The 24,040-nt window shown below is 71.2% G+C and carries 20 protein-coding genes and 2 pseudogenes; 15 read left to right on the top strand and 7 right to left on the bottom strand.

The window, feature by feature from the left end; all coding sequences use genetic code 11:
- From AB0G20_RS16995 to glgB, 4 genes and pseudogenes are all read left to right on the top strand, one after another.
- Window positions 1–621 (top strand): annotated as a pseudogene (locus AB0G20_RS16995) (alpha-1,4-glucan--maltose-1-phosphate maltosyltransferase); the annotation flags it as partial.
- Window positions 618–2,318, top strand: coding sequence for a maltose alpha-D-glucosyltransferase (gene treS, locus AB0G20_RS16990; protein WP_361302387.1), 1,701 nt, complete (start codon window positions 618–620; stop codon window positions 2,316–2,318). The pseudogene AB0G20_RS16995 and the gene treS, both read left to right, overlap by 4 nt.
- A 191-nt stretch (window positions 2,319–2,509) precedes the next feature.
- A complete protein-coding gene (locus tag AB0G20_RS16985; protein ID WP_361302384.1) occupies window positions 2,510–3,952 on the top strand; it encodes a maltokinase in 1,443 nt (480 codons plus the stop codon).
- A gap of 32 nt (window positions 3,953–3,984) precedes the next feature.
- A complete protein-coding gene (gene glgB, locus AB0G20_RS16980) occupies window positions 3,985–6,888 on the top strand; it encodes a 1,4-alpha-glucan branching enzyme (protein ID WP_361302381.1) in 2,904 nt (967 codons plus the stop codon).
- Window positions 6,889–6,921: 33 nt separating this feature from the next.
- Here the strand turns inward: glgB and AB0G20_RS16975 are convergent, their stop codons facing one another.
- Window positions 6,922–7,104 carry a hypothetical protein gene (locus AB0G20_RS16975; protein ID WP_361302378.1) on the bottom strand — a complete coding sequence of 61 codons (183 nt, stop codon included), beginning with the start codon at window positions 7,102–7,104 and terminating at the stop codon, window positions 6,922–6,924.
- Between the two features lie 94 nt (window positions 7,105–7,198).
- Here AB0G20_RS16975 and AB0G20_RS16970 point away from each other — a divergent pair.
- The 3 genes and pseudogenes from AB0G20_RS16970 to AB0G20_RS16960 form a co-directional block, all read left to right on the top strand.
- Window positions 7,199–7,438, top strand: a pseudogene (locus tag AB0G20_RS16970) (LysR family transcriptional regulator); the annotation flags it as partial.
- Window positions 7,439–7,561: 123 nt separating this feature from the next.
- Entirely contained in the window at window positions 7,562–8,026 is a 465-nt protein-coding gene (locus AB0G20_RS16965; RefSeq protein WP_361302449.1) for a hypothetical protein, read from the top strand.
- Window positions 8,023–8,433, top strand: coding sequence for a hypothetical protein (locus tag AB0G20_RS16960; RefSeq protein ID WP_361302375.1), 411 nt, complete (start codon window positions 8,023–8,025; stop codon window positions 8,431–8,433). Before AB0G20_RS16965 ends, AB0G20_RS16960 begins: the two co-directional genes overlap by 4 nt.
- 48 nt (window positions 8,434–8,481) lie before the next feature.
- Here AB0G20_RS16960 and AB0G20_RS16955 read toward each other — a convergent pair whose 3' ends face one another.
- From AB0G20_RS16955 to AB0G20_RS16940, 4 genes are all read right to left on the bottom strand, one after another.
- Window positions 8,482–10,713, bottom strand: a complete 2,232-nt coding sequence (locus AB0G20_RS16955) for an ATP-dependent DNA helicase (protein WP_361302372.1) — start codon at window positions 10,711–10,713, stop codon at window positions 8,482–8,484.
- A 170-nt stretch (window positions 10,714–10,883) separates the two neighbouring features.
- Window positions 10,884–11,198, bottom strand: a complete 315-nt coding sequence (locus AB0G20_RS16950; protein WP_361302446.1) for a thioredoxin domain-containing protein — start codon at window positions 11,196–11,198, stop codon at window positions 10,884–10,886.
- Window positions 11,199–11,212: 14 nt separating this feature from the next.
- Window positions 11,213–11,626: a MerR family transcriptional regulator gene (locus AB0G20_RS16945; RefSeq protein ID WP_361302369.1), complete on the bottom strand. Its 414-nt coding sequence runs from the start codon at window positions 11,624–11,626 to the stop codon at window positions 11,213–11,215.
- A gap of 29 nt (window positions 11,627–11,655) precedes the next feature.
- Window positions 11,656–12,165 (bottom strand): Lrp/AsnC family transcriptional regulator, encoded by a 510-nt coding sequence (locus tag AB0G20_RS16940; protein WP_248504926.1) that lies wholly within the window; start codon window positions 12,163–12,165, stop codon window positions 11,656–11,658.
- Between the two features lie 39 nt (window positions 12,166–12,204).
- Between AB0G20_RS16940 and AB0G20_RS16935 the strand changes: the two genes are divergently transcribed.
- Both AB0G20_RS16935 and AB0G20_RS16930 read left to right on the top strand, forming a co-directional pair.
- Window positions 12,205–13,125 carry an NAD-dependent epimerase/dehydratase family protein gene (locus tag AB0G20_RS16935; RefSeq protein WP_361302366.1) on the top strand — a complete coding sequence of 307 codons (921 nt, stop codon included), beginning with the start codon at window positions 12,205–12,207 and terminating at the stop codon, window positions 13,123–13,125.
- Window position 13,126: 1 nt separating this feature from the next.
- Complete coding sequence (locus AB0G20_RS16930) at window positions 13,127–14,026, top strand: aldo/keto reductase (protein ID WP_361302363.1); 900 nt, start codon at window positions 13,127–13,129, stop codon at window positions 14,024–14,026.
- A 299-nt stretch (window positions 14,027–14,325) separates the two neighbouring features.
- Here the strand turns inward: AB0G20_RS16930 and AB0G20_RS16925 are convergent, their stop codons facing one another.
- On the bottom strand, window positions 14,326–15,999 hold the full coding sequence (locus AB0G20_RS16925; protein ID WP_361302360.1) for a DHA2 family efflux MFS transporter permease subunit: 1,674 nt from the start codon (window positions 15,997–15,999) through the stop codon (window positions 14,326–14,328).
- Between the two features lie 109 nt (window positions 16,000–16,108).
- Between AB0G20_RS16925 and AB0G20_RS16920 the strand changes: the two genes are divergently transcribed.
- A complete protein-coding gene (locus AB0G20_RS16920; RefSeq protein WP_361302357.1) occupies window positions 16,109–16,723 on the top strand; it encodes a TetR/AcrR family transcriptional regulator in 615 nt (204 codons plus the stop codon).
- Window positions 16,724–16,805: 82 nt separating this feature from the next.
- Here the strand turns inward: AB0G20_RS16920 and AB0G20_RS16915 are convergent, their stop codons facing one another.
- The gene (locus AB0G20_RS16915) at window positions 16,806–18,200 is read right to left on the bottom strand and encodes a cation:dicarboxylase symporter family transporter (protein WP_361302354.1); all 1,395 of its coding nucleotides are present in this window, start codon (window positions 18,198–18,200) and stop codon (window positions 16,806–16,808) included.
- Window positions 18,201–18,377: 177 nt separating this feature from the next.
- Between AB0G20_RS16915 and AB0G20_RS16910 the strand changes: the two genes are divergently transcribed.
- The 5 genes from AB0G20_RS16910 (at window position 18,378) to AB0G20_RS16890 (ending at window position 24,004) form a co-directional block, all read left to right on the top strand.
- Window positions 18,378–20,048, top strand: a complete 1,671-nt coding sequence (locus tag AB0G20_RS16910) for a sensor histidine kinase (RefSeq protein WP_361302351.1) — start codon at window positions 18,378–18,380, stop codon at window positions 20,046–20,048.
- The gene (locus tag AB0G20_RS16905) at window positions 20,045–20,734 is read left to right on the top strand and encodes a response regulator (protein WP_361302348.1); all 690 of its coding nucleotides are present in this window, start codon (window positions 20,045–20,047) and stop codon (window positions 20,732–20,734) included. The genes AB0G20_RS16910 and AB0G20_RS16905 overlap by 4 nt, the downstream gene beginning before the upstream one ends.
- Window positions 20,735–20,854: 120 nt before the next feature.
- The gene (locus AB0G20_RS16900; protein ID WP_361302345.1) at window positions 20,855–22,222 is read left to right on the top strand and encodes an extracellular solute-binding protein; all 1,368 of its coding nucleotides are present in this window, start codon (window positions 20,855–20,857) and stop codon (window positions 22,220–22,222) included.
- Window positions 22,223–22,238: 16 nt separating this feature from the next.
- The gene (locus tag AB0G20_RS16895) at window positions 22,239–23,159 is read left to right on the top strand and encodes a sugar ABC transporter permease (protein WP_361302342.1); all 921 of its coding nucleotides are present in this window, start codon (window positions 22,239–22,241) and stop codon (window positions 23,157–23,159) included.
- A gap of 5 nt (window positions 23,160–23,164) precedes the next feature.
- Window positions 23,165–24,004 (top strand): carbohydrate ABC transporter permease, encoded by an 840-nt coding sequence (locus tag AB0G20_RS16890; protein WP_361302339.1) that lies wholly within the window; start codon window positions 23,165–23,167, stop codon window positions 24,002–24,004.
- The last annotated feature ends 36 nt before the right edge of the window (window positions 24,005–24,040 follow it).

Here is a 24,040-nt window from a genome sequence, read left to right as displayed (position 1 = left end):
ATGCGGCCGAACTTCTTCCCCAACACCCCCGACATCCTGCACGCCTACCTCCAGCACGGCGGCCGGCCCGCCTTCGAGGTCCGGGCCGTGCTCGCAGCGACCCTCTCCCCGACCTGGGGCATCTACTCCGGCTACGAGCTGTGCGAGAACACCCCGCTGAAGGAGGGCAGCGAGGAGTACCTGAACTCGGAGAAGTACCAGCTCAGGCATCGCGACTGGGCCACCGCCGAACGCGAGGGCCGCACCATCACCCCGCTGGTCACCCGGCTCAACACCGTCCGGCGAGAGAACCCGGCCCTCCAGCAGCTGCGCGACCTCCACTTCCACCACGCCGACCAGGAAGCGGTGATCGCCTACTCGAAGCGGCAGGGTTCGAACACGGTTCTGGTGGTCGCCAACCTCGACCCCCACCACACCCAGGAGGCCACGGTCTCGTTGGACATGCCGCAACTCGGCCTGGACTGGCACGAGTCGGTACCGGTGCGCGACGAGCTCACCGGTGAGACCTACCACTGGGGCAGGGCCAACTATGTGCGCCTCGAACCGGGCCGCAGGCCCGCGCACGTCTTCACGGTTCTGCGACCGTCCACCCCGGAGATCGGAGGGTCACCCACAACATGATCGTCAACGAACCCGTTCCGGACACCTTCGAGGACACTCCCGCCAGGGACCGTGACCCGGAGTGGTTCAAGCGCGCCGTCTTCTACGAGGTGCTCGTCCGCTCGTTCCAGGACAGCAACGGCGACGGCGTGGGCGACCTCAAGGGCCTGACCGCGAAGCTCGACTACCTCCAGTGGCTCGGCGTCGACTGCCTGTGGCTGCCGCCGTTCTTCAAGTCCCCGCTGCGCGACGGCGGCTACGACGTCTCCGACTACACGGCCGTGCTGCCGGAGTTCGGCGACCTGGCCGACTTCGTGGAGTTCGTCGACGCCGCCCACCAGCGCGGCATGCGTGTGATCATCGACTTCGTCATGAACCACACCAGCGACCAGCACCCGTGGTTCCAGGAGTCACGCAAGGACCCCGACGGTCCCTACGGCGATTACTACGTGTGGGCCGACGACGACAAGCAGTTCCAGGACGCGCGGATCATCTTCGTCGACACCGAGGCCTCCAACTGGACCTACGACCCGGTCCGCAAGCAGTACTACTGGCATCGGTTCTTCTCCCACCAGCCGGACCTCAACTACGAGAACCCGGCCGTGCAGGAGGAGATGATCTCCGCCCTGAAGTTCTGGCTGGACCTCGGCATCGACGGCTTCCGGCTGGACGCGGTGCCGTACCTGTACCAGCAGGAGGGCACGAACTGCGAGAACCTCCCGGAGACGCACGACTTCCTGAAGCGGGTGCGCAAGGAGATCGACGCGCAGTACCCCGACACGGTGCTGCTGGCGGAGGCCAACCAGTGGCCCGAGGACGTCGTCGACTACTTCGGCGACTACCCGAGCGGCGGCGACGAGTGCCACATGGCCTTCCACTTCCCGGTCATGCCGCGCATCTTCATGGCCGTACGGCGGGAATCCCGCTACCCGGTCTCCGAGATCCTGGCCAAGACACCGGCCATTCCGTCGAACTGCCAGTGGGGCATCTTCCTGCGCAACCACGACGAGCTCACGCTCGAGATGGTCACCGACGAAGAGCGCGACTACATGTGGGCCGAGTACGCCAAGGACCCCCGCATGCGCGCCAACATCGGCATCCGCCGCAGGCTCGCCCCCCTGCTGGACAACGACCGCAACCAGATCGAGCTGTTCACGGCCCTGCTGCTGTCGCTGCCGGGCTCGCCGATCCTGTACTACGGCGACGAGATCGGCATGGGCGACAACATCTGGCTCGGCGACCGGGACGCGGTCCGCACGCCGATGCAGTGGACGCCCGACCGCAACGCGGGGTTCTCCTCGTGCGATCCCGGGCGGCTGTTCCTGCCCACGATCATGGACCCGGTCTACGGCTACCAGGTCACGAGCGTCGAGGCGTCCATGGCCTCGCCGTCCTCGCTGCTGCACTGGACCCGCCGCATGATCGAGATCCGCAAGCAGAACCCGGCCTTCGGGCTCGGCTCGTACACCGAGCTGCCGTCGACGAACCCGGCGGTGCTGGCGTTCCTGCGGGAGTACGAGGACGACCTGGTGCTGTGCGTGAACAACTTCTCGCGGTTCGCACAGCCCACGGAACTGGACCTGAGCGCCTTCGAGGGGCGGCACCCGGTGGAGCTGTTCGGCGGGGTCCGCTTCCCGGCGATCGGCGAGCTGCCGTACCTGCTGACCCTCGGGGGCCACGGTTTCTACTGGTTCAGGCTCCGCAAAGAGAGCATGTGAGGTCTGAAAAGGCCTGTTGAGGCCTGATCCGCGGGACGGGCCGCAAACCCCGGCGGCGGGGCGTTTCCTCCGCTCCGCCCGGGGCACGCATCAGTAACACCCGCCCACCCGCGTGAGCCGGAGGGGCGCCGTCCGGGGCCGGCTGCAGGCGCCCGGAGGCGCACCGAAAATGGGTGAAAGGACGCGACGCCATGTCGGAAGCCGTCACACGCACCGTCACCACCCCGCCCGGCCTTCTTGCCTCCCTGGATCCGCTGCTGCGGGAATGGCTGCCGCGGCAGCGCTGGTTCGCGGGCAAGGGGCGGCCGGTCACCGGGTTCACGCTGGTCGAGGCCACCGAGCTGCTCCCGGCCACGTCCAAGCTGGGCGTGTACCACCTGCTCGTCCGCGCCCATCAGCCCGTCGTGCCGTCCCACGGGGCGCCCGGTCACCCCGGTGACTGCTACCAGCTGCTGATAGGCGTGCGCGAGGCGCTGCCGCCTCGGCTGGCGCCCGCGCTGATCGGACATGTGCCGACGGGACCGCTGGCCGGCCGGACGGTCTACGACGCGCTGCACGACACCAGGCCCGCCGAACTGCTCCTGGAGGCGCTGCGCACCCAGGCCCGTGTCGGAGGGCTCCGCTTCGAACGGGACCTCGGCCAGGACATCCGCTCCGGGCTGGTGCCCCGCGTGGTGACCGCCGAGCAGTCCAACTCGTCGATCGTCTACGGAGATACGTTCATCCTCAAGCTGCTTCGCCGGATCGTGCCCGGGGTCAACCCCGATCTGGAGCTGCCGCTCGCGCTGGCCCGCGAGGGCTGCCCACAGGTGCCCGCGCCGACGGCCTGGATGGTCGCGGACATCGCCCCCACGGCTGATCCGGTCGTCTCGGCGGGTTCGGCGGACCCGGCCGGCCAGCCGTACGTCCTGGGGGTGCTCCAGCCGTTCCTGCAGGGTGCCTCCGACGGCTGGGAGCTGGCGTTGCGCGAGCTGGCCAAGGGCGAGGACTTCGGCGCCGAGGCGCGGGCACTGGGGCGGGCCACCGCCGAGGTGCACACCGCGCTGGCCCGGGCGTTGCCGACCGTCACGCTCGGTCACATGCAGCTCCAGCTCATGGTCGACGGCATGATCGAGCGGCTGGACGCGGCCGTCCAGGCGGTGCCCGCGCTGCGGCCGTACGCCGGCGGGCTGCGGTCGGCGTTCACGGCGCTGGGTGATCTGGCCGCCGAGGGCCGCACCTGGACCGCGCAGCGGGTGCACGGCGACCTGCACCTCGGGCAGTGCCTGCGCTCGCCGTCCGGCGAGTGGTGGCTGATCGACTTCGAGGGCGAGCCGGCCCGGCCGCTGGCCGAGCGCCGCATGCCGCAGCCGGCCGTGCGGGACGTCGCCGGCATGCTGCGGTCCTTCGACTACGCGGCACGCTCGGTCGACCCGCCCCAGCCGGACTGGGCCGAGACCTGCCGCTCCGCGTACTGCTCCGGCTACGCGGAGGCCTCCGGCCTCGATCCGCGCACCGACCCGGTGCTGCTGCGCGCCTACGAGACGGACAAGGCGATCTACGAGGTGGTGTACGAGGCCCGGCACCGCCCCGACTGGCTGCCGGTGCCCCTGGCCGCCATAGACCGGCTCGCCTCGACCGGCCACCTGACCTGACCGACCAATCCCTCGCCCTGGAGGCTCCGCCCGTGACCCCCCGCCCTGAGTCCAGCGGTTCGCGTCCCAAGGGGACCGCCGGGGAGAAGATCCCCGAGCAGCCCACGGCCGCCCAGCAGAAGAGCGCCGCGAAGAAGACGGCGGTGCCCAAACAGGCAGCGGCGAAGAAGACGGCCCCCGCGAAGGCGACCGCCAAGAAGGCCGCCGCCGGCAAGACCACCGTCGGCAAGACGGTGGCCAAGAAGGCGGCGACGAAGAAGGCCGCCGCCAAGAACACGGCGGTCGAGCAGCCCGCGGCCGGGACGGCGACGGCGAAGAAGGCCGCCGCGAAGAAGACGGCCGTGAAGAAGACGGCTGCCGAGAAGGCCACGACGGTCAAAGCGACGGCGGCCAAGACCACTGCCGTGAAGGCCGCTGCCGCGAAGTCCACGGCTGCGGACACCGTCGCCGGCAAGGCGGCGACCGCGAAGTCCCCTGCGGCGAAGACCCCCGCGAAGAAGGCTGCCGCCAAGACCACCGCCGCCAAGGCCCCCGCCAAGAAGGCCGCCGCGAAGAAGGCCACCCCAGCCAAGAGCACCGTCGCCAAGACCCCCGCGGGGACGGCCACCGCCGGCAAGGCGCCCGCGGGCGGGGCCGTGGCGAAGAAGAGCGCGGTCAAGAAGGCCCCGGCACGAAAGACCCCCGCCCCGAAGGCCCCCGCCGGGAAGGCCGCTTCCACCCAGGTCGTTCCGCCCGAGACGGAGGTCGCCGTCTCGCCGGCCGTCGACGCGGTGGACCGGGAGCGACTGCTCGGCGGCACGCACCACGCCCCGCACTCCGTCCTCGGCGCACACCCCGTGCCCGGCGGCATCGCCTTCCGGGCGTTCCGGCCGTACGCCCTGTCGGTGACCGTCGTCGCCGGGGAGCTGCGGGCCGAGCTGCACAACGACGGGGAGGGGTTCTTCTCCGGGCTGCTGCCGCTGCGGGAGGTCCCGGCGTACCGGCTGGTCGTCCAGTACGAGGGGACGGTCCTGGAGACCGAGGACGCGTACCGCTTCCTGCCCACGCTGGGCGACCTCGACCTGCACCTGATCGGCGAGGGCCGGCACGAGGAGCTGTGGACGGCGCTCGGTGCGCACCCGATGACCCACGAGGGCGTGACCGGCACCCGGTTCGCGGTGTGGGCGCCGAACGCGCGCGGTGTGCGGGTGGCCGGCACCTTCAACTTCTGGGACGGCACCGGGCACGTCATGCGGTCGCTGGGCTCGTCCGGAGTGTGGGAGCTGTTCCTGCCGGACGTCGGCGAAGGCGAGCTGTACAAGTTCGAGATCACGCGCCCCGACGGCTCGAAGACGATGCGCGCCGACCCCATGGCCCGCCGCACGGAGGTGCCGCCCGCGACCTCGTCGGTCATCACCGCCTCGGAGTACGAGTGGGGCGACGCCGAGTGGCTGACCCGGCGTGCCGAGGCCCCGGCGCACGAGGCGCCGTTCTCGGTCTACGAGATCCACCTGCCGTCCTGGCGGCCGGGACTGACATACCGTCAACTGGCGGAGCAGCTCCCCGGGTACGTGAAGAATTTGGGCTTCACGCACGTCGAGCTGATGCCGGTCGCGGAGCATCCGTTCGGCGGCTCCTGGGGCTATCAGGTGACCGGCTTCTACGCGCCGACGGCCCGGCTGGGCACACCGGACGACTTCCGGTACCTGGTCGACGCGCTGCACCAGGCCGGTATCGGCGTCCTCATGGACTGGGTGCCGGCGCACTTCCCGCGCGACGACTGGGCGCTGGCCGAGTTCGACGGCAAGCCCCTGTACGAGCACGAGGATCCGCTGCGGGCCGCGCACCCCGACTGGGGCACCCTGGAGTTCGACTTCGGGCGGCGGGAGGTGCGCAACTTCCTGGTCGCGAACGCCCTGTACTGGTGCGAGGAGTTCCACATCGACGGCCTGCGGGTGGACGCCGTCGCCTCGATGCTCTACCTGGACTACTCGCGCGAGCCGGGCCAGTGGACGCCCAACGAGCACGGCGGCCGGGAGAACCTGGACGCGGTGGCGTTCCTGCAGGAGATGAACGCGACGGTGTACCGCAGGGTGCCCGGCGTGGTCACGATCGCCGAGGAGTCCACCGCCTGGGACGGCGTCACCCGCGCCACCCACCACAAGGGCCCGAGCGGCTTCGGCGGGCTCGGCTTCGGGCTGAAGTGGAACATGGGCTGGATGCACGACACGTTGCAGTACATGAGCCACGAGCCGGTGCACCGCAAGTACCACCACCACGAGATGACGTTCTCGATGGTGTACGCGTACAGCGAGAACTACGTCCTGCCGATCTCCCACGACGAGGTCGTGCACGGCAAGCGGTCCCTGGTGTCGAAGATGCCCGGCGACTGGTGGCAGCAGCGCGCCGGGCACCGGGCCTACCTCGGCTTCATGTGGGCCCACCCGGGCAAGCAACTGCTGTTCATGGGGCAGGAGTTCGCGCAGGGCGCCGAATGGTCCGAGGCGCACGGCCCCGACTGGTGGCTGCTGGACCCGGGTTACGGGGCGGAGCCCGACCACCGGGGCGTGCGTGACCTGGTCCGCGACCTGAACACCGTCTACCGGGCGACCCCGGCGCTGTGGCGCCTGGACACGGACCCGGCCGGTTTCGAGTGGATCGTCGGGGACGCCGCGGACGACAACGTCCTCGCGTTCCTGCGGCTGGACCCGGAGGGCGTCCCGGTGCTGGCGGTGTCCAACTTCGCGCCGGTGACCCGCCCGGACTACCGCCTGGGCGTTCCCGATGACGTCCCCGCCTGGCACGAGGCCGTCAACACCGACGCGGCCCGCTACGGCGGCAGCGACGTCACGAACCCCGACCCGATCAAACCGGAAGCTCAGGCCTGGCACGGCCGCCCGGCCAGCATCCGTCTGACCCTGCCACCCCTGGCGACGGTGTGGCTGCGGCCGGCGTAGGGGGCCGGAGCAGGCGGGCGTCTCGGGAGCGGCTCACACCGCCGCTCCCGTCAGGGTGCGCGCGATGTGGTCGGCGAGGGGGAACAGCCAGTCGCCGCGTGCGTTGCCCAGCAGGTGGTCGCCGTGCGGGACCGACAGATGGGTGCCGTGCGGTGCCAGGCGGGCCAGCGGCTCGCCGTTCGTCACGCCGGGGATGACGTCCTGGCCGCCGTCCACGACCAGCAGGGGGCCGTGATGCGCGGTGCCAGGCCGGAGAGGTCCACGGCACGGGGCGAAGGCGCGGGCGGGTCCGGCCCCGCCGGGTCATGATGTCCCGTACGACGTGCCGCTGCCGGACGTGCCGGGCCTGCGTTCGGTCCCCTTGGTCGACCCCACGCCGCTCTATGCCTGGTCCCTGCTGTGGCGCACCGGCAGCGGGCACCCGGGGCTGAACACCCTCACCACAGCCTTCGCAGCGCAAGCGGGGCAGCACCGATGGCTGGAGTACGACCCGGCACGCGACTGGCTGCCCGAGCCGCCCGCGAACCCGCGTGCGGGCCAACCGGGTTGAGCCCGCCCCCTGTGACAGGGCTGTGACCGGAGGAGTGGCTTCCACCACAGCCCGGCCGGTCCGGCCCTGGTGGGGTGGCCGCATGGATGTCACCCCCGTCACCTCGCAGGTCCTGCCGTGCTGATGGGCTTCGGTGTCTCCACGGCCTGTGCCGTCGGCGCGCTCGTCGCCGCGGCGGGTGTCGTCGCCATGGCGTTGCCCGGGCGGCCCCGGCCGTGGCCGGTGCATCTGATGCGCCGTGCGGCGGGGGCGGCCGCGTGGGCGGCGGCGGCCGTGTACTCGCTGGGTGCCTTCGCCGTGCTGATGTCGGAGCAGGCGTTCGGTGACGGCGCGAACTCGATCCCCGCCCCGGCCTGCCGCGACGGCTTCGACCCGGCCACGATCGAGGGCCTGAGCCATCACCGGTCCTCGTACCTGCCGCTGCGCTTCGACTGCGTCCGCGAGGACGGCTCCGTCTACTCCAGTGATCCGGACTACGTGTGGATGAACTGGGCGAGCGCGTCCCTCGCCCTGTCCGCCGCGCTGCTCGTCATCGGCGCGGGCTGCGCGAGCGAGCTCCGGGCCCGGAAGGCGGCCGTGACGTCATGACGCTGCTGCCCGTCTTCGCCGGGCTGGTCTTCGGCTGGGTCGCGCTGCGGGGGCTGCTGGCGCATCCGCTGCTGCCGCTGTGGGTGAAGATGTCGGTCTTCTGGGCGGTGCCGCTCACCGCGGTCACCTGGGTGTTCATCATGGCGGCGGACGATCCCGTCCTCTTCCCGGAGACCGCCCCCTGCCCCAGGGAGCCGTTCCAGGAGGGCGTCATCGGAAGCGGAAAGGTATGGGGAGTCTCCACCCCGTTTCCGCCGCGGGCCTACTGCGCGTGGGAGGACGGCACCGTCTACGAGCTCGCGCCCGGGGCCGAGTTCCTGTTCTGGGTCTTCTTCGCCATGACGGTCGTACCGCTCGCCGCCGGACTGTGGCACGCCCTGCGGGATCCCAGGTCGCTCCTGCGGTAGCGGCGGCCCCGTACCCGGCCGGGAGCGGGCGGGTACGGGGCCGCTCCGCTACGCGAAGGCGTCCGCCAGGGCCTTCGGCAGCTCCCCGGTGTGCAGCACGCCCAGCCGCTGGGTGGCCCGGGTCAGGGCCACGTACAGGTCGCTGGGGCCGTACCGGCCCGGCTCGACCACGAGGACGGAGTCGAACTCCAGGCCCTTGGCCTGGCGCGGGTCGAGCAGGACCACCGTCTGGGTGAGGTCGGGTTCGGCGCCCGCCGTCACGCCGTCCAGCCGGGCCGCGATGGAGCGGTGGAGGTCGCGCGGCGCGATCACCGCGAGCCTGCCTTCGGCCGGGGTGAGCTCCCCGACCGCCTTGGTGACGGCGCCCGGAAGGTCGTCCGTGGCGCGTGCCCAGGGGCGTTCGCCCGTGGAGCGGACCGAGCTGGGCGGCTCGAACTCCGGGTGCTCGGCGCGCACCACGGCCGCCGCGACGTCCATGATCTCGGCCGGGGTGCGGTAGTTGACGCCCAGGCGGGTGTGCTCCCAGCGGTCCTCGACGTACGGCGAGAGGATGCCCGACCAGGAACCGACCCCGGCCGCCTCCGCCGTCTGCGCCGGGTCGCCGACCAGGGTCATCGAGCGGGTCGGGCTGCGTCGCATCAGCAGCCGCCACGCCATCGGCGACAGCTCCTGCGCCTCGTCGACGATGATGTGCCCGAACGCCCAGGTGCGGTCGGCGGCGGCCCGCTCGGCGGCACTGCGGTGGTCGTCCTCCTCGTGCCGCTCGGCGAACCGCTCGGCGTCGATGATGTCGTGCGCGGACAGCACCTCGGAGCCCTCGGGGTCGTCCTCCTCCTTGTCCTCGAACTCGTAGGTCCGGGACGCGTACGACACGTCCAGCACACCCTGGGCGTAGGCGATCTGCCGCGCCCGCTCGCGTTCGGCGCGCTCGCGGGCCAGCCGGTCGTCGTCGCCGAGGAGTTCGGCGGCCTCGTCGAGCAGCGGCACGTCCGCGACCGTCCAGCGCCGGGTCACCGGGCGGCGTACGGCGTCGGCGTCCTCGGCGGGCAGGAACTCCTCCGGCGCGGCGAGGAAGTCGGCGACGAGCCGCTGCGGGGTCAGCAGCGGCCACAACTGGTCGATGGCCGACCAGACCTCGGGGTTCTCGGCGAGGTCGTCGCGGATCTGGGTGACGTCGCTGGGGTCGAGCAGGCTGGACCCGTCGAAGGGGTCGGTGCCGATCCGCTCGGCGTACAGGTCGGTGAGCGCGTTGAGGATGTGGCCCTCGAAGTGCTCGCGGGCCGCGTTGTGCGGCAGCTTCGCGGCGCGGGTGCGCTCGCGGGCGACGTTGACCAGGCCGTCGTCGAGCATGAGGACCTCGCGGTCGTGCTCGATGGTGATCACCGGGTCGGGCAGCGCCTGCCGGCTGCGGACGACCTCGGCGAGCACGTCGGCCATGTCGGCCCGGCCCTTCACGGCGGCGGCCTCGGGCGTGTCGGTGGCGGTCGCCTTCACCCCGGGGAACAGCTCGCCGACGGTCGCGAGGAGCACGCCCGTCTCGCCGAGGGAGGGCAGCACCTCGCCGATGTAGCCGAGGAACGCCGGGTTGGGCCCGACGATCAGCACCGCCCGCTTGGCGAGCAGCTCCCGGTGCTCGTACAGCAGATAGGCGGCGCGGTGCAGGGCGACGGCCGTCTTGCCGGTGCCCGGACCGCCCTCCACCACCATGACGCCGCGGTGCGGGGCGCGGATGATGCGGTCCTGGTCGGCCTGGATGGTCTGCACGATGTCGCTCATGCGGCCGGTGCGCGCGGAGTTGAGGGCGGCGAGCAGTACGGCGTCGCCCGTCGGGTCCTCGTGGCCGGTGCGGGTCTCGTCTCCGAGGTCGAGGATCTCGTCGTGCAGATGGGTGACCGTGCGGCCGTCGGTGGCGATGTGCCGCCGGCGCCTGAGGCCCATCGGGGTGTGGCCGGTGGCCAGGTAGAAGGGGCGGGCGACGTCGGCGCGCCAGTCGATCAGGACCGGGGTGCGCTCGGCGTCGTCGGTGCGCAGGCCGATGCGGCCGATGCGGTGGGTGACGCCCGAGGTGAGGTCGATCCGGCCGAAGCACAGGGAGCCGTCCACCGCGTTCAGCGCGGCGAGCAGCCCGGAGCGCTCGGCCACGAGGATGTCCCGCTCGAGTCTGGCCTGCATGGGGGTGTTGCCCTGCGCGAGCGCGTCCGTGACGGAGGTCTCGGCGTCGCCGCGCAGCGCGTCCACGCGCGCGTACAACCCGTCGATGAATTCCTGTTCCTGTCGCAATTCATCGTCCGGAAATTCGGTGTTTGACAATTCCGCTCCCGCCCGGATATACTGTGCTCACTGAACTTCACTGTGGCTTCAATCGACTTGAAGTCACGAACAAACAAATATACGCAAGGAAATCCCCCGAGCGCAATTGCTCGGGGGATTTCCTTGTGTCGGGGGGAGTGTCACAGCACGTCGGCGAGCTCCTCCAGCAGCCGCCGCTTGGCCCGCGCGCCGACCATCGCCTTCACGGGCTCACCGCCGCGGAACACCATGAACGTCGGCATGGAGAGCACCTTGTAGGCGTTGGTCGTCTCCGGGTTGGAGTCGACATCCAGCTGCACGACCTTCAGCCGGTCGCCCTCCTCCGAGGCCAGGGCCTTGAGCACCGGGCCCATCTGCCGGCACGGCGGGCACCAGTCGGCGGTGAACTCCACCAGCACCGGCAGTTCCGCGCCGATCACCTCCGCCTCGAAGTCCGCGTCGGTCACATCGGTCACTCCGGTCACTCCGGTCACCTTGGGTCCCCTCCCAGCTCGCATGCGGGTTCCGGGCCGCCCGGAACCTCCGCCTCGGCGGCCAGCTCGGCCCGGGCCAGCTGCCGCGCGACGGTGTCCCGCACTCCGGTCAGCTGGCCGATCAGCGCGTCGAGTTCGTCCAGCTTGCGCCGGTAGACCGCGAGCGACGCCGGGCAGGAGTCGCCCTCGGGGTGCCCGGCGCGCAGACACTCCACGAAGGGCCGTGTCTCCTCCAGGTCGAATCCGAAGTCCTGGAGCGTCCTGATCTGTCGGAGCAGCCGCAGATCGCTCTCGTCGTAGGTCCGGTATCCGTTCCCGGTGCGCCGCGCGGGCAGCAGCCCCCGCGACTCGTAGTACCGCAGCGTCCGCGTCGTGGTCCCGGCCCGTGCGGCCAGCTCGCCGATTCGCATGCACACGAACGTAATCCTTGACCCCGGCGTCAAGGCAACAGCGGTTTCCGCTCCACCGGGGAGGTCAGCACGATCGAGGTCGTGGTGCGGCCCAGGGCGGACACGTTCTCCAGGACCTCCTCCAGGTGCACGGTGTCGCGGACGGCCACCTTGAGGATCCAGCAGTCCTCCCCGACCACGTGGTGCACCTCGGTGATCTCGGGCCGCTCGATCAGCTCCAGGGTCCTCGGGTGCTTGAGGTTGTAGCCGCCGTGCGGGTCGACGCGGATGAACGCCTGGATGCCGTAGCCGAGCCGGGCCGGCACGACGTGGGCGCCGTAGCCGCTGATCACGCCCGCCGCCTCCAGCCGCCGCACCCGTTCGGTGACGGCCGCGGGGCTGAGCCTGACCCGGCGGCCCAGCTCGCTGAGCTTGATCCGGCCGTCGGTCTGGAGCAGCTGGAGGATCTGCCGGTCCAGCGTGTCGAAGGCCACCGATGTTTCGTCGGCGGCGGTGCGCAGATGCCGTGGTTCTTTCGGCGCGGCGGCCTGAACTCCCATGGTTCCCCCTTCAGAGCGTGGATGTTCGCCGGGAGAATTATGGCCATGGAAAAGGCCCTGGAAGTACTGGTCATCGGCGGGAACCGTTACGTCGGAAAGCGTCTGATCGCACGGCTGCTCGCCGAAGGCCACCGTGTCACCGTGCTGAACCGGGGGTCCTCCCCGCCGCCCGCCGGGGTGGAGCCGCTGCGGGCGGACCGGGACGACGAAAGGTCGCTGACCGGCGCGCTCGGCGCGCGCGTCTTCGACGTGGTCGTCGACCAGGTCTGCTACACCCCGCGCCAGGCCGCGATCGCCCGCCGCGTCTTCGCCGGCCGTACCCGGCGCTATGTGATGACCTCCACGGTCGAGGTGTACGAGTACGAGGACTCCCCCGCCCTCGTGCGCGAGGAGGCCGTCGACCCGTCCGCCGTCGCCGTCGACCTCGATCAGCCCTGGGACGACCCCGCGTTCCTGGAGGCCCACTACGGGGAGGGCAAGCGGCAGGCCGAGGCGGTCCTCGCGGCCGGCGGCGCGGCGTTCCCGTACACGGCGGTGCGGGTGGCCCATGTGCTGGGCGGGGACGACGACTTCACGGGCAGGCTGGCCCACTACGCCGAGCGGATACGCACCGGCGAGCCGATCGCCGTGCCGGCGGCGAACCGGCCGGCCACCTATGTGTACGTCGAGGAGGTCGCCCGCTTCCTGGCCTGGGCGGCGGGCGAGGACTTCACCGGGCCGGTGAACGCGGCGTCTTCCGGGGCGCTGAGCACCGAGGAGCTGTGCGCGGCGGTGGCCGCTCATGTCCCGGGCGGCCGGGCGGAGTTCCGGCCCGTGGAGGTCGGCGAGGTCTCGCCGTTCTCCTTCCGTCGCTCCTACGGCATGGACAACGCCCGGGCCGCCCGGCTCGGCTTCCCCTTCACCGACGCCCGGCAGTGGCTGCCGCGGGCCGTCGCCGAGACGCTCGGGAAGGGCGACTGACATGCGGTACAGGACACTTGGCGGCCTGCGGGTGAGCGCCGTCGGGCTCGGGGCGATGCCGCTGTCCATCGAGGGCCGGCCGGACGAGGAGCGCGCCCTGGCCACCGTGCACGCCGCGCTCGACGCGGGTGTGACCCTCCTGGACACGGCCGACTCGTACCATCTGCCGGGCGCGGAGCCCGGCCACAACGAACGTCTGGTGGCCCGCGCGCTGGCCACCTACGGCGGTGACACCTCCGGCGTCCTGGTGGCGACGAAGGGCGGCCGCGGCCGCCCGGCGGGCGGGGACTGGACGGTGAACGGCTCCCCGCGCCACCTCAAGGCGGCCGCCGAGGCGTCGCGCAAGCGGCTGGGTGTGGAGGCGATCGGCCTCTACCAGTTGCACAAGCCCGACCCCGCGGTGCCCTTCGAGGAGTCGGTCGGCGCGCTGCGCGAGCTGCTCGACGCGGGCACGATCCGGCTGGCCGGTGTGTCCAACGCGGACGCGGACCAGATCCGCCGGGCGCGCGAGATCCTCGGCGACCGGCTGGTGTCGGTGCAGAACCGGTACTCCCCCGCCGTCCGGGACAGCGAGCGGGAGCTGCGGCTGTGCGCGGAACTGGGACTGGCGTTCCTGCCGTGGAGCCCGCTGGGTGGACTGGCCCGCAGCTCCCTGGACGGGCCGTCGCGCACGGAAGGGGAGCAGCGCTTCGCCGCGTTTCACGCGGTGGCGGCGGAGCGCGGGGTCAGTCCCCAACAGGTCGGACTGGCCTGGCTGCTGGCCCGGTCCCCGGTGGTCGTCCCGATCCCGGGGGCGAGCCGCCCGCAGACGATCAGAGACTCGGCGTCCGCGGCGGACCTGCTGCTCACCGAAGAGGAAAGGACCCGACTGGACGAGGCGGCCGGGCCGGGCCGCGCCTAGGGGGTGTCGGCACAGCCCGGCTGCCCCGCTGCCGACTCGCCCGTCAGGCCGTCAGGCCGTCAGGCCGTCAGGGACAGCCAGGGCTTGTGGTTCGGGATCACACCGTGGACTCGAAGCCCGGCACGCGCGCCCGTCGCGTCGTCGGCACGGGCCGAGGCTCCGCAGGAGGTACGCGCCACGCAGGACGTGCCGGTTGCACGCCCTCCGGGCGGGCCGTGCGACGCGCGGGCACTCCCGGAGCCCGGCGCGCGCGTGGCGCCTGCCGCCCTTCGGCGGAGGCGCCACTCTCGCGACCGGTCCTAGCGGGCCCCGGCCGACTCCAGTTCCTTGTCCTCCCCGGCGGGTTCGTCCACCGGCTTCGCCCTGCCGGGCAGCAGCAGCGCCACCACCACCGTGCCGACGCCCAGGATCACGGCCCCGATCAGGCTGGTGTGCGCGACCGCGTCGGAGAACGAGGACCCGACCGCGTCGGCCATCTGCCGTGCGCCGCCGCCGAGTTGCTCGGCCTGTGCCCGGAGTCGCTCCGCCTGCTGCGGGTCGCTCGTGTGCGCGGCCTGCTCGGCGAGTTGCCGGGCCTTGTCGCCGATGCCCTGGGCGACGGCGTACCCGGCCCCGACGGAGTCCTGGGCCGTGGAGAGGGAGGAGGCGGGGAGCTTGCTGCCGGCCGTCGCGTCCGAGAGGTGGCCGGAGTAGGACGTCGCCAGCAGCGAGCCCAGGATGGCGATGCCCAGCGAACCGCCGAGCTCCAGCGACGTGTCGTTCACGGCGCCGCCGACGCCCAGCTCCGACTCCGGGAACGCCCCCATGATCGCGTCCGTGCAGGGCGAGAGGGCGAGCCCGATCGAGAGGCCGAGGACGACCAGGGGCGCGACGAAGTCGCCGTACGACGCGGCGGCGTCGACCTGGGTGAGCAGCGCCAGGGCCGCCGTGCCGCCGACCATGCCGGCCGTGACGGTCCACTTCATGCCGACCCGGGGCGTGAGGAAGCCGGTGAGGGCCGCCCCCACGAACACGGCACCCGCCAGCGGCAGCATGCGCAGGCCCGTGTCCAGGGCGTCGTAGCCGAGGACGAACTGGAGGTGCTGCGTCAGGTAGTAGAAGGCGCCGAAGACCGCCAGGAAGAACAGGGCGACGGCGAGGTTGGAGCCGGCGAAGCCGCGGTTGGTGAAGCGGCGGACGTCGAGGAGCGGGCGGGGGTGGTGCAGCTCCCACAGGACGAAGGCGACGAGCCCGGCTCCGGCGACGACCGCCGCCGTGACGGCCTTGACGCCCCAGCCGAAGTGCGGCCCCTCGATGATCATGTAGACCAGCGCGGCGATCCACACCACCGACAGCAGTCCGCCGCCGTAGTCGATGCGCCCGCGGTCCGCGGCCTTGGACGGCGGTACGAGGACGAAGGCGCCGACGAGGGCCAGGATCGCGACCGGGACGTTGATGAGGAACGTCGACGACCAGCCGTGGTCCTCCAGCAGCGCCCCGGCGACCAGCGGTCCGGCCGCGATGGCGAGCCCGGCCGTGGCGGTCCACAGGGTGATGGCCTTGGCGCGTTCGGCGCGCGGGAAGGTCGCGGCGAGCAGCGACAGCGTGGCGGGCATGATCATCGCGGCGCCGGCGCCCATCACGGCCCGTGCGGCGATGACCGTCGTGGAGCTGTCGGCGAGGTAGCCGAAGACGGAGCCGCCCGCGAACACGACCAGGCCGAGGACGAGCGCGCCCCGGCGGCTGTACTTGTCGCCTATCGCGCCGAGCAGCAGCATCAGCGCGGCGTAGGGGACGGTGTAGCCGTCGATCACCCACTGCAGGTCGGCGCTGGTCAGGCCGAGGTCCTCGGTCATGGCGGGCGCGGCGACGGTGAGGGCGGTGTTGGCCATCACGATGATCAGCAGGCTGAGGCAGAGCACGAGGAGCGCCCACCAGCGGCGTGCGTAGGGGCGGTCCATCCTCTCGGCCGGTTCGTTCATGACGAGTCGCATGGCAGGGGTTGCCTTCCTCGCTGATTTGCACATGGGTGTGCATTTACACAACGCTGTGCAATCTACGCCGTTGCACAGCACTGTGCAACTCAGTGCGGGAAGGGGCACAATGACGACCATGACCACGGGAACCAGCCGCGCCGACGCCAACCGCCGCCGCCTCCTCGACGTCGCCCTCGCCGAGCTGCTGCGCGACCCCGACGCGTCCATGGACCAGATCGCCCGGGCCGCGGGCGTCGTACGGCGGACGGTGTACGGGCACTTCCCGAGCCGCGAGGCGCTGATCAGCACCCTCGTCGACGAGGCCGTGGAGGCGCTGTCCGCCGCGCACACGGCGGGCCGCGAGGACGTGCGGGATCCGGCGGAGGCGGTGGCGCGCTCGGTGCTGGCGGTGTGGGCGATCGCCGACCGCTACCGGCTGCTGGTCGCGCTCGCCCAGCGCACGGTCACCATGCAGGGCATCCGGGAGCGGCTCGCCCCGGTCCGGCAGGAGAGCATCGGGCTGCTGCAGCGCGGGCTGGACGAGAACGTCTTCAGCTCACCGCTGCCCGCTCCGGCCCTGGCCTATGTGCACGAGCAGATGCTGTTCGCGGTCATGGAGGCGGTGAACGACGGCCTGCTGGCAGCGCAAGAGGCGGGCCGCTGCGCCGCGGTCACCGTACTGACCGCGGCGGGCGTGCCCGCCTCGAAGGCCACCGGACTGGTGGCGAAGCTGAACGCTTGATCGTGCTGAATTCCGGACCGGGCGGCTGAGCGACGGGGGGACACTCAGCCGCCCGGAGTCTCGGGGGGGGGCGGCGCGGCCGTCAGGCCTTCGCCAGCTCCTTCTCGCCGCCCTGCTCGGGCAGCTCGACGTCATCCTCGGCCGGGCCTCCATGGCCGTCGTCCAGCAGCGTCTCCTCGTCGAAGGGCAGCTGACCGGCGAGGACCTGGTTCACGCGGTCCTTGTCGATCTCCTTCGTCCAGGTGCCGATCAGCACGGTGGCAACGGCGTTGCCGGCGAAGTTCGTCAGGGCGCGGGCCTCGCTCATGAAGCGGTCGATGCCGACGATCAGGCCGATGCCGTCCACCAGGGCCGGCTTGTGCGACTGCAGACCACCGGCCAGGGTCGCGAGACCGGCGCCGGTGACACCGGCGGCGCCCTTGGAGGCGACCAGCAGGAAGAGCAGCAGCGGGATCTGCTCGCCGATCGACATCGGCGTGCCCATGGCGTCGGCGATGAACAGCGAGGCCATGGTCATGTAGATCATGGTGCCGTCGAGGTTGAAGGAGTAGCCGGTCGGGACGGTGATGCCGACCACCGGCTTGCTGACGCCCATGTGCTCCATCTTCGCGATGAGCCGCGGCAGCGCGGACTCGGAGGAGGACGTGGACAGGATCAGCAGGAACTCACGGCCCAGGTACTTGAACAGCGTGAGGATGTTCAGGCCGGAGATCACGCGCAGCAGGACGCCGAGCACGATGAAGACGAACAGGAAGCAGGTGACGTAGAAGCCGAGCATCAGCACGGCGAGGCTCTTGAGCGCGTCCAGGCCGGCGGAGCCGGTGACGGCGGCGATGGCGCCGAAGGCACCGATCGGGGCGGCCCACATCACCATGGCGAGGATGCGGAAGACGAGCCGCTGGATGTGCTCGATACCGCGCAGGATCGGCTGACCCGCCGAGCCCATGCCCTGCAGCGCGAAGCCGGCGAGCAGGGCGATCAGCAGGGTCTGCAGGACCGACTCGTTGGTGAAGGCGGAGATCATCGTGGTCGGGATGATGCCCAGCAGGAAGTCGGCGGTGTTCGTGGTGGCCTCGGGGTCGACCTGTGCGTGACCGGCGTCCTTGACCGCGTCGGTCATCGCAAGGCTCGAGCCCGGGTCCAGGATGTTGCCGACGACCAGGCCGATGCCCAGCGCGACCAGCGACATCACCATGAAGTAGCCCAGGGCGATACCGCCGACGGCTCCGACCTTGGCGGCCTTCCGTACCGAGCCGATGCCCAGCACGATCGTGCAGAAGATGATCGGCGAGATCATCATCTTGATCAGGGCCACGAAACCCGTGCCGATGGGCTTCAGCCCGACCGCGAAGTCGGGTGCGGCCAGACCCACCGCGATACCGGCGGCGACTGCGATGATCACCGCGATGTAGAGATAGTGCGTACGGTCCCGCTTGGGTTTGCGTGCGGCAGGTGCCGTATCGGCTGCGCTGGTCACGGCGGCCCTCCTTGACGACGTCGTCGGCATCACCGGCGTGCGGCTCACGTCCGGGACAGGGAGCGGGGAACTCCCGGAGATGCGTTATGGGGAATGCCGTGACTATGTCCTTCTCTGTGAGCGCGGTCACCCTTCCGTTCATATAGTTCACAATCAGCCAAGGGGCACACTGACGACATGCGCTTCACCGTCCCCGGTCCCCGCAGCCTGGCGGGCCAGCTCTTCGCCATGCAGGCCGTTCTGATAGCGGTCGTCGTGGCCGGATACGCGCTGTTCACCTACGTGAGCGACCGCAGGCAGGCCGAGGAGGCCGCGACGCGCCAGGCCAGGGCGGTGGCGCGGTCCGTAGCGGACTCCCCGTCCGTGCTGACGGCGACCCGCACCGCCGACCCGACGGCCGAGCTCCAGCCGTACGCGCTGAAGGTGATGCGGGACACCGAGGTCGACTTCATCACGATCATGGATCCACGGGGCATCCGCTGGACACACCCCGACCCCCGGCAGATCGGCCAGACCTTCCGGGGGCACACCGAGCGGGCCCTGAAGGGCGAGACCTTCACCGAGACCTACACCGGCACGCTCGGCCCGTCGGTGCGCGCGGTCACCCCGATCCAGGACGGCCGGAAGGTGGTGGGCCTGGTCAGCGCGGGGATCCGGGTCGAGCAGATCACCCAGCGGGCCCAGGGCCAGCTGACGGCCCTGCTCGGCGTCGCGGCCGGCGCGCTGGTGCTGGGCGCCGTCGGCACGTACGTCATCAACGCCCGGCTGCGCCGCCACACCCACGGCATGAACGCGACCGAGCTCAGCCGGATGCACGACTACCACCAGGCCGCCCTGCACGCCGTACGCGAGGGGCTGCTGATGCTGGACGGGCAGTACCGTGTGGCGCTGATCAACGACGGAGGTCGGGAGTTGCTCGGCGTGACCGGGGACGTGGTGGGCAGCTCGGTGGCGGAGCTGGGGCTGCCGGCCCCGCTGACGGGTGCCCTGCTGGCGTCGGAGCCGCGGGTGGACGAAGTGCATCTGTCGGAGTCCCGGGTCCTGGTGATCAACACCTCGCCGGTGTCGGGCGGTGAGCGGCGCGGTACCGTCGTCACCCTGCGTGATGTCACCGAACTCCAGTCACTGATGGGCGAGTTGGACTCCGAGCGGGGCTTCACCCAGGCGCTGCGCTCACAGGCGCACGAGGCGGCGAACCGGCTGCACACGGTCGTCTCGCTGATCGAGCTGGGTCGGGCGGAGGAAGCGGTGGAGTTCGCGACGGCCGAGCTGGAGCTGGCGCAGGCACTGACCGACCAGGTCGTGGCGGCGGTGAGCGAGCCGGTGCTGGCGGCGCTGCTGCTGGGCAAGACGGCCCAGGCGAACGAGCGGGGGGTGGAGCTGATGGTGTCGGAGGACAGCAGCCTGGACGACGGCCTGCTGCCCGACACCCTCCCGGCGCGGGACCTGGTGACCATCCTCGGCAACCTGATCGACAACGCCGTGGACGCGGCGCAGGGCAGCGTAGGGGCCCGGGTGACGGTGGCGGCGTACACCCGGAGCGCCGGCGACGCCCCGGAGCTGGTGCTGCGGGTCTCGGACACGGGCCCGGGCGTGGACCCCGAGCACGCCGAGGCGGTCTTCCAGCGCGGCTTCTCGACGAAGCCGGCGGGCCCGGGCGGCCGCGGCCTGGGGCTGGCGCTCGTACGACAGGCGGCCCAGCGGCACGAGGGCTCCCTGACCGTGGCGGAGGCCGACGGGGGCGGGGCGGAGTTCGAGGTACGGCTGCCGCTGCGGCAGCCGGAGACGGCGGCCGGGGGCGTACCCTCCGGGGCCCCGGCGGCCAGAAGCGCTGGAGGCGACGCATGACGAGCAGCGAGAAGGCCATCCGGGTGCTGGTCGTGGAGGACGACCCGGTCGCCGCCGACGCGCACGTCCTGTACGTCGGCCGGGTGCCGGGGTTCGTGGCCGTGGGCAAGGCGCACACGGGCGCGGAGGCCCGCCGGGCCCTGGACCGCACCCCGGTGGACCTCCTCCTGCTCGACCTGCACCTGCCGGACGTGCACGGCCTGCACCTGGCCCGGTCCCTGAGGACGGCCGGTCACCACGCGGACGTCATAGCGGTGACGTCGGCGCGCGACCTGGCCGTCGTACGCGAGGGCGTCTCGCTCGGGGTGGTGCAGTACGTCCTGAAGCCGTTCACCTTCGCGACCCTGCGCGACCGGCTCGTGCGCTACGCCGAGTTCCACGCGGCGGTCGGCGAGGCGAGCGGCCAGGACGAGGTGGACCGGGCGCTCGCGGCCCTGCGCGCACCGGGCCCGGCCGCGCTGCCCAAGGGTCTGAGCGCGCCGACGCTGGAGCGGGTGACGGTGGCCCTGCGCGACAGTGCGGAGGGCCTCACGGCCGCCGGAGTCGCGGAGACCGTGGGCATCTCCCGCATCACGGCCCGCCGTTACCTGGAGCATCTGGTCGACGCGGGCCGCGCGGCGCGCCGCCCGCAGTACGGCACGGTGGGGCGGCCGGAGTTGCAGTACCGCTGGGTCACGGGACAGTGACGGGCCCTCAGCCGCCGATCGAACCTCCGCACACGCATTGACCTGACTAGACCACTCAACTTAGGTTCACGACGCAGCCGTCCCGGCCACAGAGAAGTGCGCCCGTAGGAGGTCGTGCCCGTGCGCCCCACCGCCGCCCTCACACCCCTCGTCGCCCTGGTCCTCGCCTCGACCGCCCTCACCGCCTGCGGCGGGGGTTCCGGCAGCGACCCGGACACCGTGAAGGTCTCCTTCAAACAGTCCACGGACAACTCCGTCAAGGTGATGGACACCTATCTCGCGGACATCAAGAAGCAGTTCGAGAAGGCCCACCCCGGCAAGAAGGTCGAGCTCGTCCCGATCAAGGCCCCGGACTCGGAGTACTACACCAAGCTCCAGCAGATGCTCCGCTCCCCCAAGACCGCACCCGACCTGGTCTACGAGGACACGTTCCTCATCAACTCGGACATCACCAGCGGCTATCTGAAGCCCCTCGACCCGTACCTCGCCAAGTGGCAGGACTGGGACCGGTTCATCGACACGGCGAAGGCGGCGGCCAGAGGCGAGGACGGCAAGACGTACGGCGTCCCCGACGGCACCGACACCCGCGGTCTGTGGTTCAACAAGGACATCTTCGAGAAGGCCGGACTCCCCGCCGACTGGCAGCCGAAGACCTGGAACGACGTCCTCGCCGCGGCCCGCACCATCAAGAGGAAGGTTCCCGGCGTCATCCCGCTGAACGCCTACACCGGCAAGCCGGTCGGCGAGGCGGCCACCATGCAGACCTTCGAGATGCTGCTGTACGGCACGGGCGACGCCGGCACGGACCCCCTCTACGACAAGGGCTCCAAGAAGTGGATCGCCGGCGGCAAGGGCTTCGAGGACGCCCTCTCCTTCGTCGAGACGGTCTACAAGGAGAAGCTCGGCCCGGACGTCTCGGACGCCCTGGACCCGAACGTCATGACCCGGGTCCGCGGCGAGTGGCTGCCGCAGGGCAAGCTGGCCATCGCCCTGGACGGCTCCTGGCTCCCCCAGGACTGGCTGCCCGGCAGTGGTCACGAGTGGCCCGAGTGGTCGAAGACGCTGGGCCTGGCGGCCATGCCCACCCAGAACGGCCAGGCACCCGGCAAGGTGAGCATGTCCGGCGGCTGGACCTGGTCGATCCCGGCCAAGGCGGGAAACCCGGACCTGGCCTTCGAGTTCATCAAGACGATGCAGACCAAGGCGAACGCGCAGAAGTGGTACGTCGCCAACTCGGGCATCGCGGTCCGCGAGGACGTCGCCGAGGACCCCGCCTACGTCGACGCCCAGCCCGGCATCAAGTTCTTCACCGACCTGGTGTCGACGACCCACTACCGGCCCGCCTACCCGGCCTACCCCAAGGTCTCCACGGCCGTCCAGGAGGCGATGGAGGGCGTGACGACGGGGGACACGTCGGTGGAGGAGGCCACGAGCGCCTACACGGACGCGCTCAAGGACGCGACGGACAACCAGGTGGTCGAGCGGTGAGCGGGGGCTTCCCGGCATGACCGCCACCGCACCCCACCCCCGACTGACCAAGACCCCCGAGGACACGCACCCGGCACGCGGCCCCCGCCTGCCGGTGCGGGTCCTGCCCCTGACCCCCGCGGTCGTCCTCCTGCTGCTCTTCCTCGCCGGTCCGATCGCCTACTGCGGCTACATCGCCTTCACGGACCTCCAGTTGACCGGCCAGGCCCAGGAGTCGTTCGTGGGCTTCGACAACTTCACCCGGGCCTTCGGGGACGAGGCGTTCCTCAACGCCGTGTGGCTCACGCTGGTGTTCACGGTCGTGTCGTCCCTCATCGGGCAGAACACGCTCGGCCTGGCCCTCGCCGCGCTGATGCAGCGCGCGTCGAAACCGGTCCGCACGCTCACCGGCGGCATCGTGGTCACGGCGTGGGTCCTGCCGGAGGTCGTCGCCGGCTTCCTCCTCTACGCCTTCTTCCGCCGCGAGGGCACCCTGAACGCCGTCCTGGACTGGCTGCACCTGCCCTCCCAGAACTGGCTGTTCACCCTCCCGATCCTGGCGGTGTCCTTCGCCAACGTCTGGCGCGGTACGGCCTTCTCCATGCTGGTCTACTCGGCCGCGCTGAACGAGATCCCCCAGGAGATCACCGAGGCGGCGGAGGTCGACGGGGCCGGCGGCCGGCGCCGCCTGTGGCACATCACGCTGCCCATGATCCGCCGCTCCATCGGCACGAACCTGATGCTCAACACCCTGCAGACCCTCTCGGTCTTCGGCCTGATCTGGGTGATGACGAGAGGCGGCCCGGGCGGCAGGAGCCAGACCCTGCCCCTGTTCATGTACGAACAGGCCTTCCAGAACAGCCTGATCGGCTACGGCACGGCGGTCGCCCTGCTCCTCCTGCTGGTCGGCTCGCTCTTCTCCCTCCTCTACCTGCGCCTGCTGCGGACGGAGGTCTGACGCGCATGGCCCTCACTCTCGCCTCCCGCCGCGCGACGCGCCGCCTGGCAGCCGACGCGGGCCTCCTGGTGGTCGCCGCCGCGTTCGTCCTCCCCCTGGCCTGGGTGGTCCTGTCTGCCCTGGACCCCCACGCGGGTCTGAGGGTGAAAGCCCCCGACGGCCTGACCCTCGACAACTTCGACGCGATCCTCACCCCCGAGATCACCTTCACCCCCCTCCTCAACAGCCTGATCCTGTGCGGCAGCGCGACCCTGCTGACCGTGGTCTGCGCGGCCCTGGCCGCCTATCCGCTCTCCCGCTTCCGCTCCCGCTTCAACCGCCCGTTCCTGCTGACGATCCTCTTCGCCACGAGCCTGCCCATCACCGCGATCATGGTTCCGGTCTACGCGCTCTTCGTCCAGGTGGACCTGATCGACACCATGCAGGGCACGATCTTCTTCTTCGCCGCGTCCCAACTGCCGTTCGCCATCTGGCTGATGAAGAACTTCATGGACGGCGTACCGAAGGAACTGGAGGAGGCCGCCTGGACCGACGGGGCGTCGGCGTTGCAGTCCCTGATCCGCATCGTGCTGCCCCTGATGGGCCCGGGCGTGGCCGTGGTGACGGTCTTCTCCTTCGTCATGATGTGGGGCAACTTCTTCGTCCCCTTCATGCTGCTGCTCACTCCGGACCAGATGCCGGCGTCGGTCAGCATCAACGACTTCTTCGGGAACCGGGGCATGGTGGCGTACGGCCAGCTGGCGGCGTTCTCCATCGTCTACTCGACGCCGGTGATCCTGCTCTACGTACTGATCTCCAGGCGCCTGGGAGGGGGCTTCGCCCTGGGCGGGGCGGTGAAGGGCTGAACAGCGTCGGGAAGTCACCGACCCCGGCCGCTGTTA

The organism is Streptomyces sp. NPDC024017 (assembly GCF_040638895.1).
GTDB lineage: Bacteria > Actinomycetota > Actinomycetes > Streptomycetales > Streptomycetaceae > Streptomyces.
The sequence above is the reverse complement of the archived record's forward strand: the minus strand, read 5'-3'. Positions and strand labels throughout refer to the sequence as shown.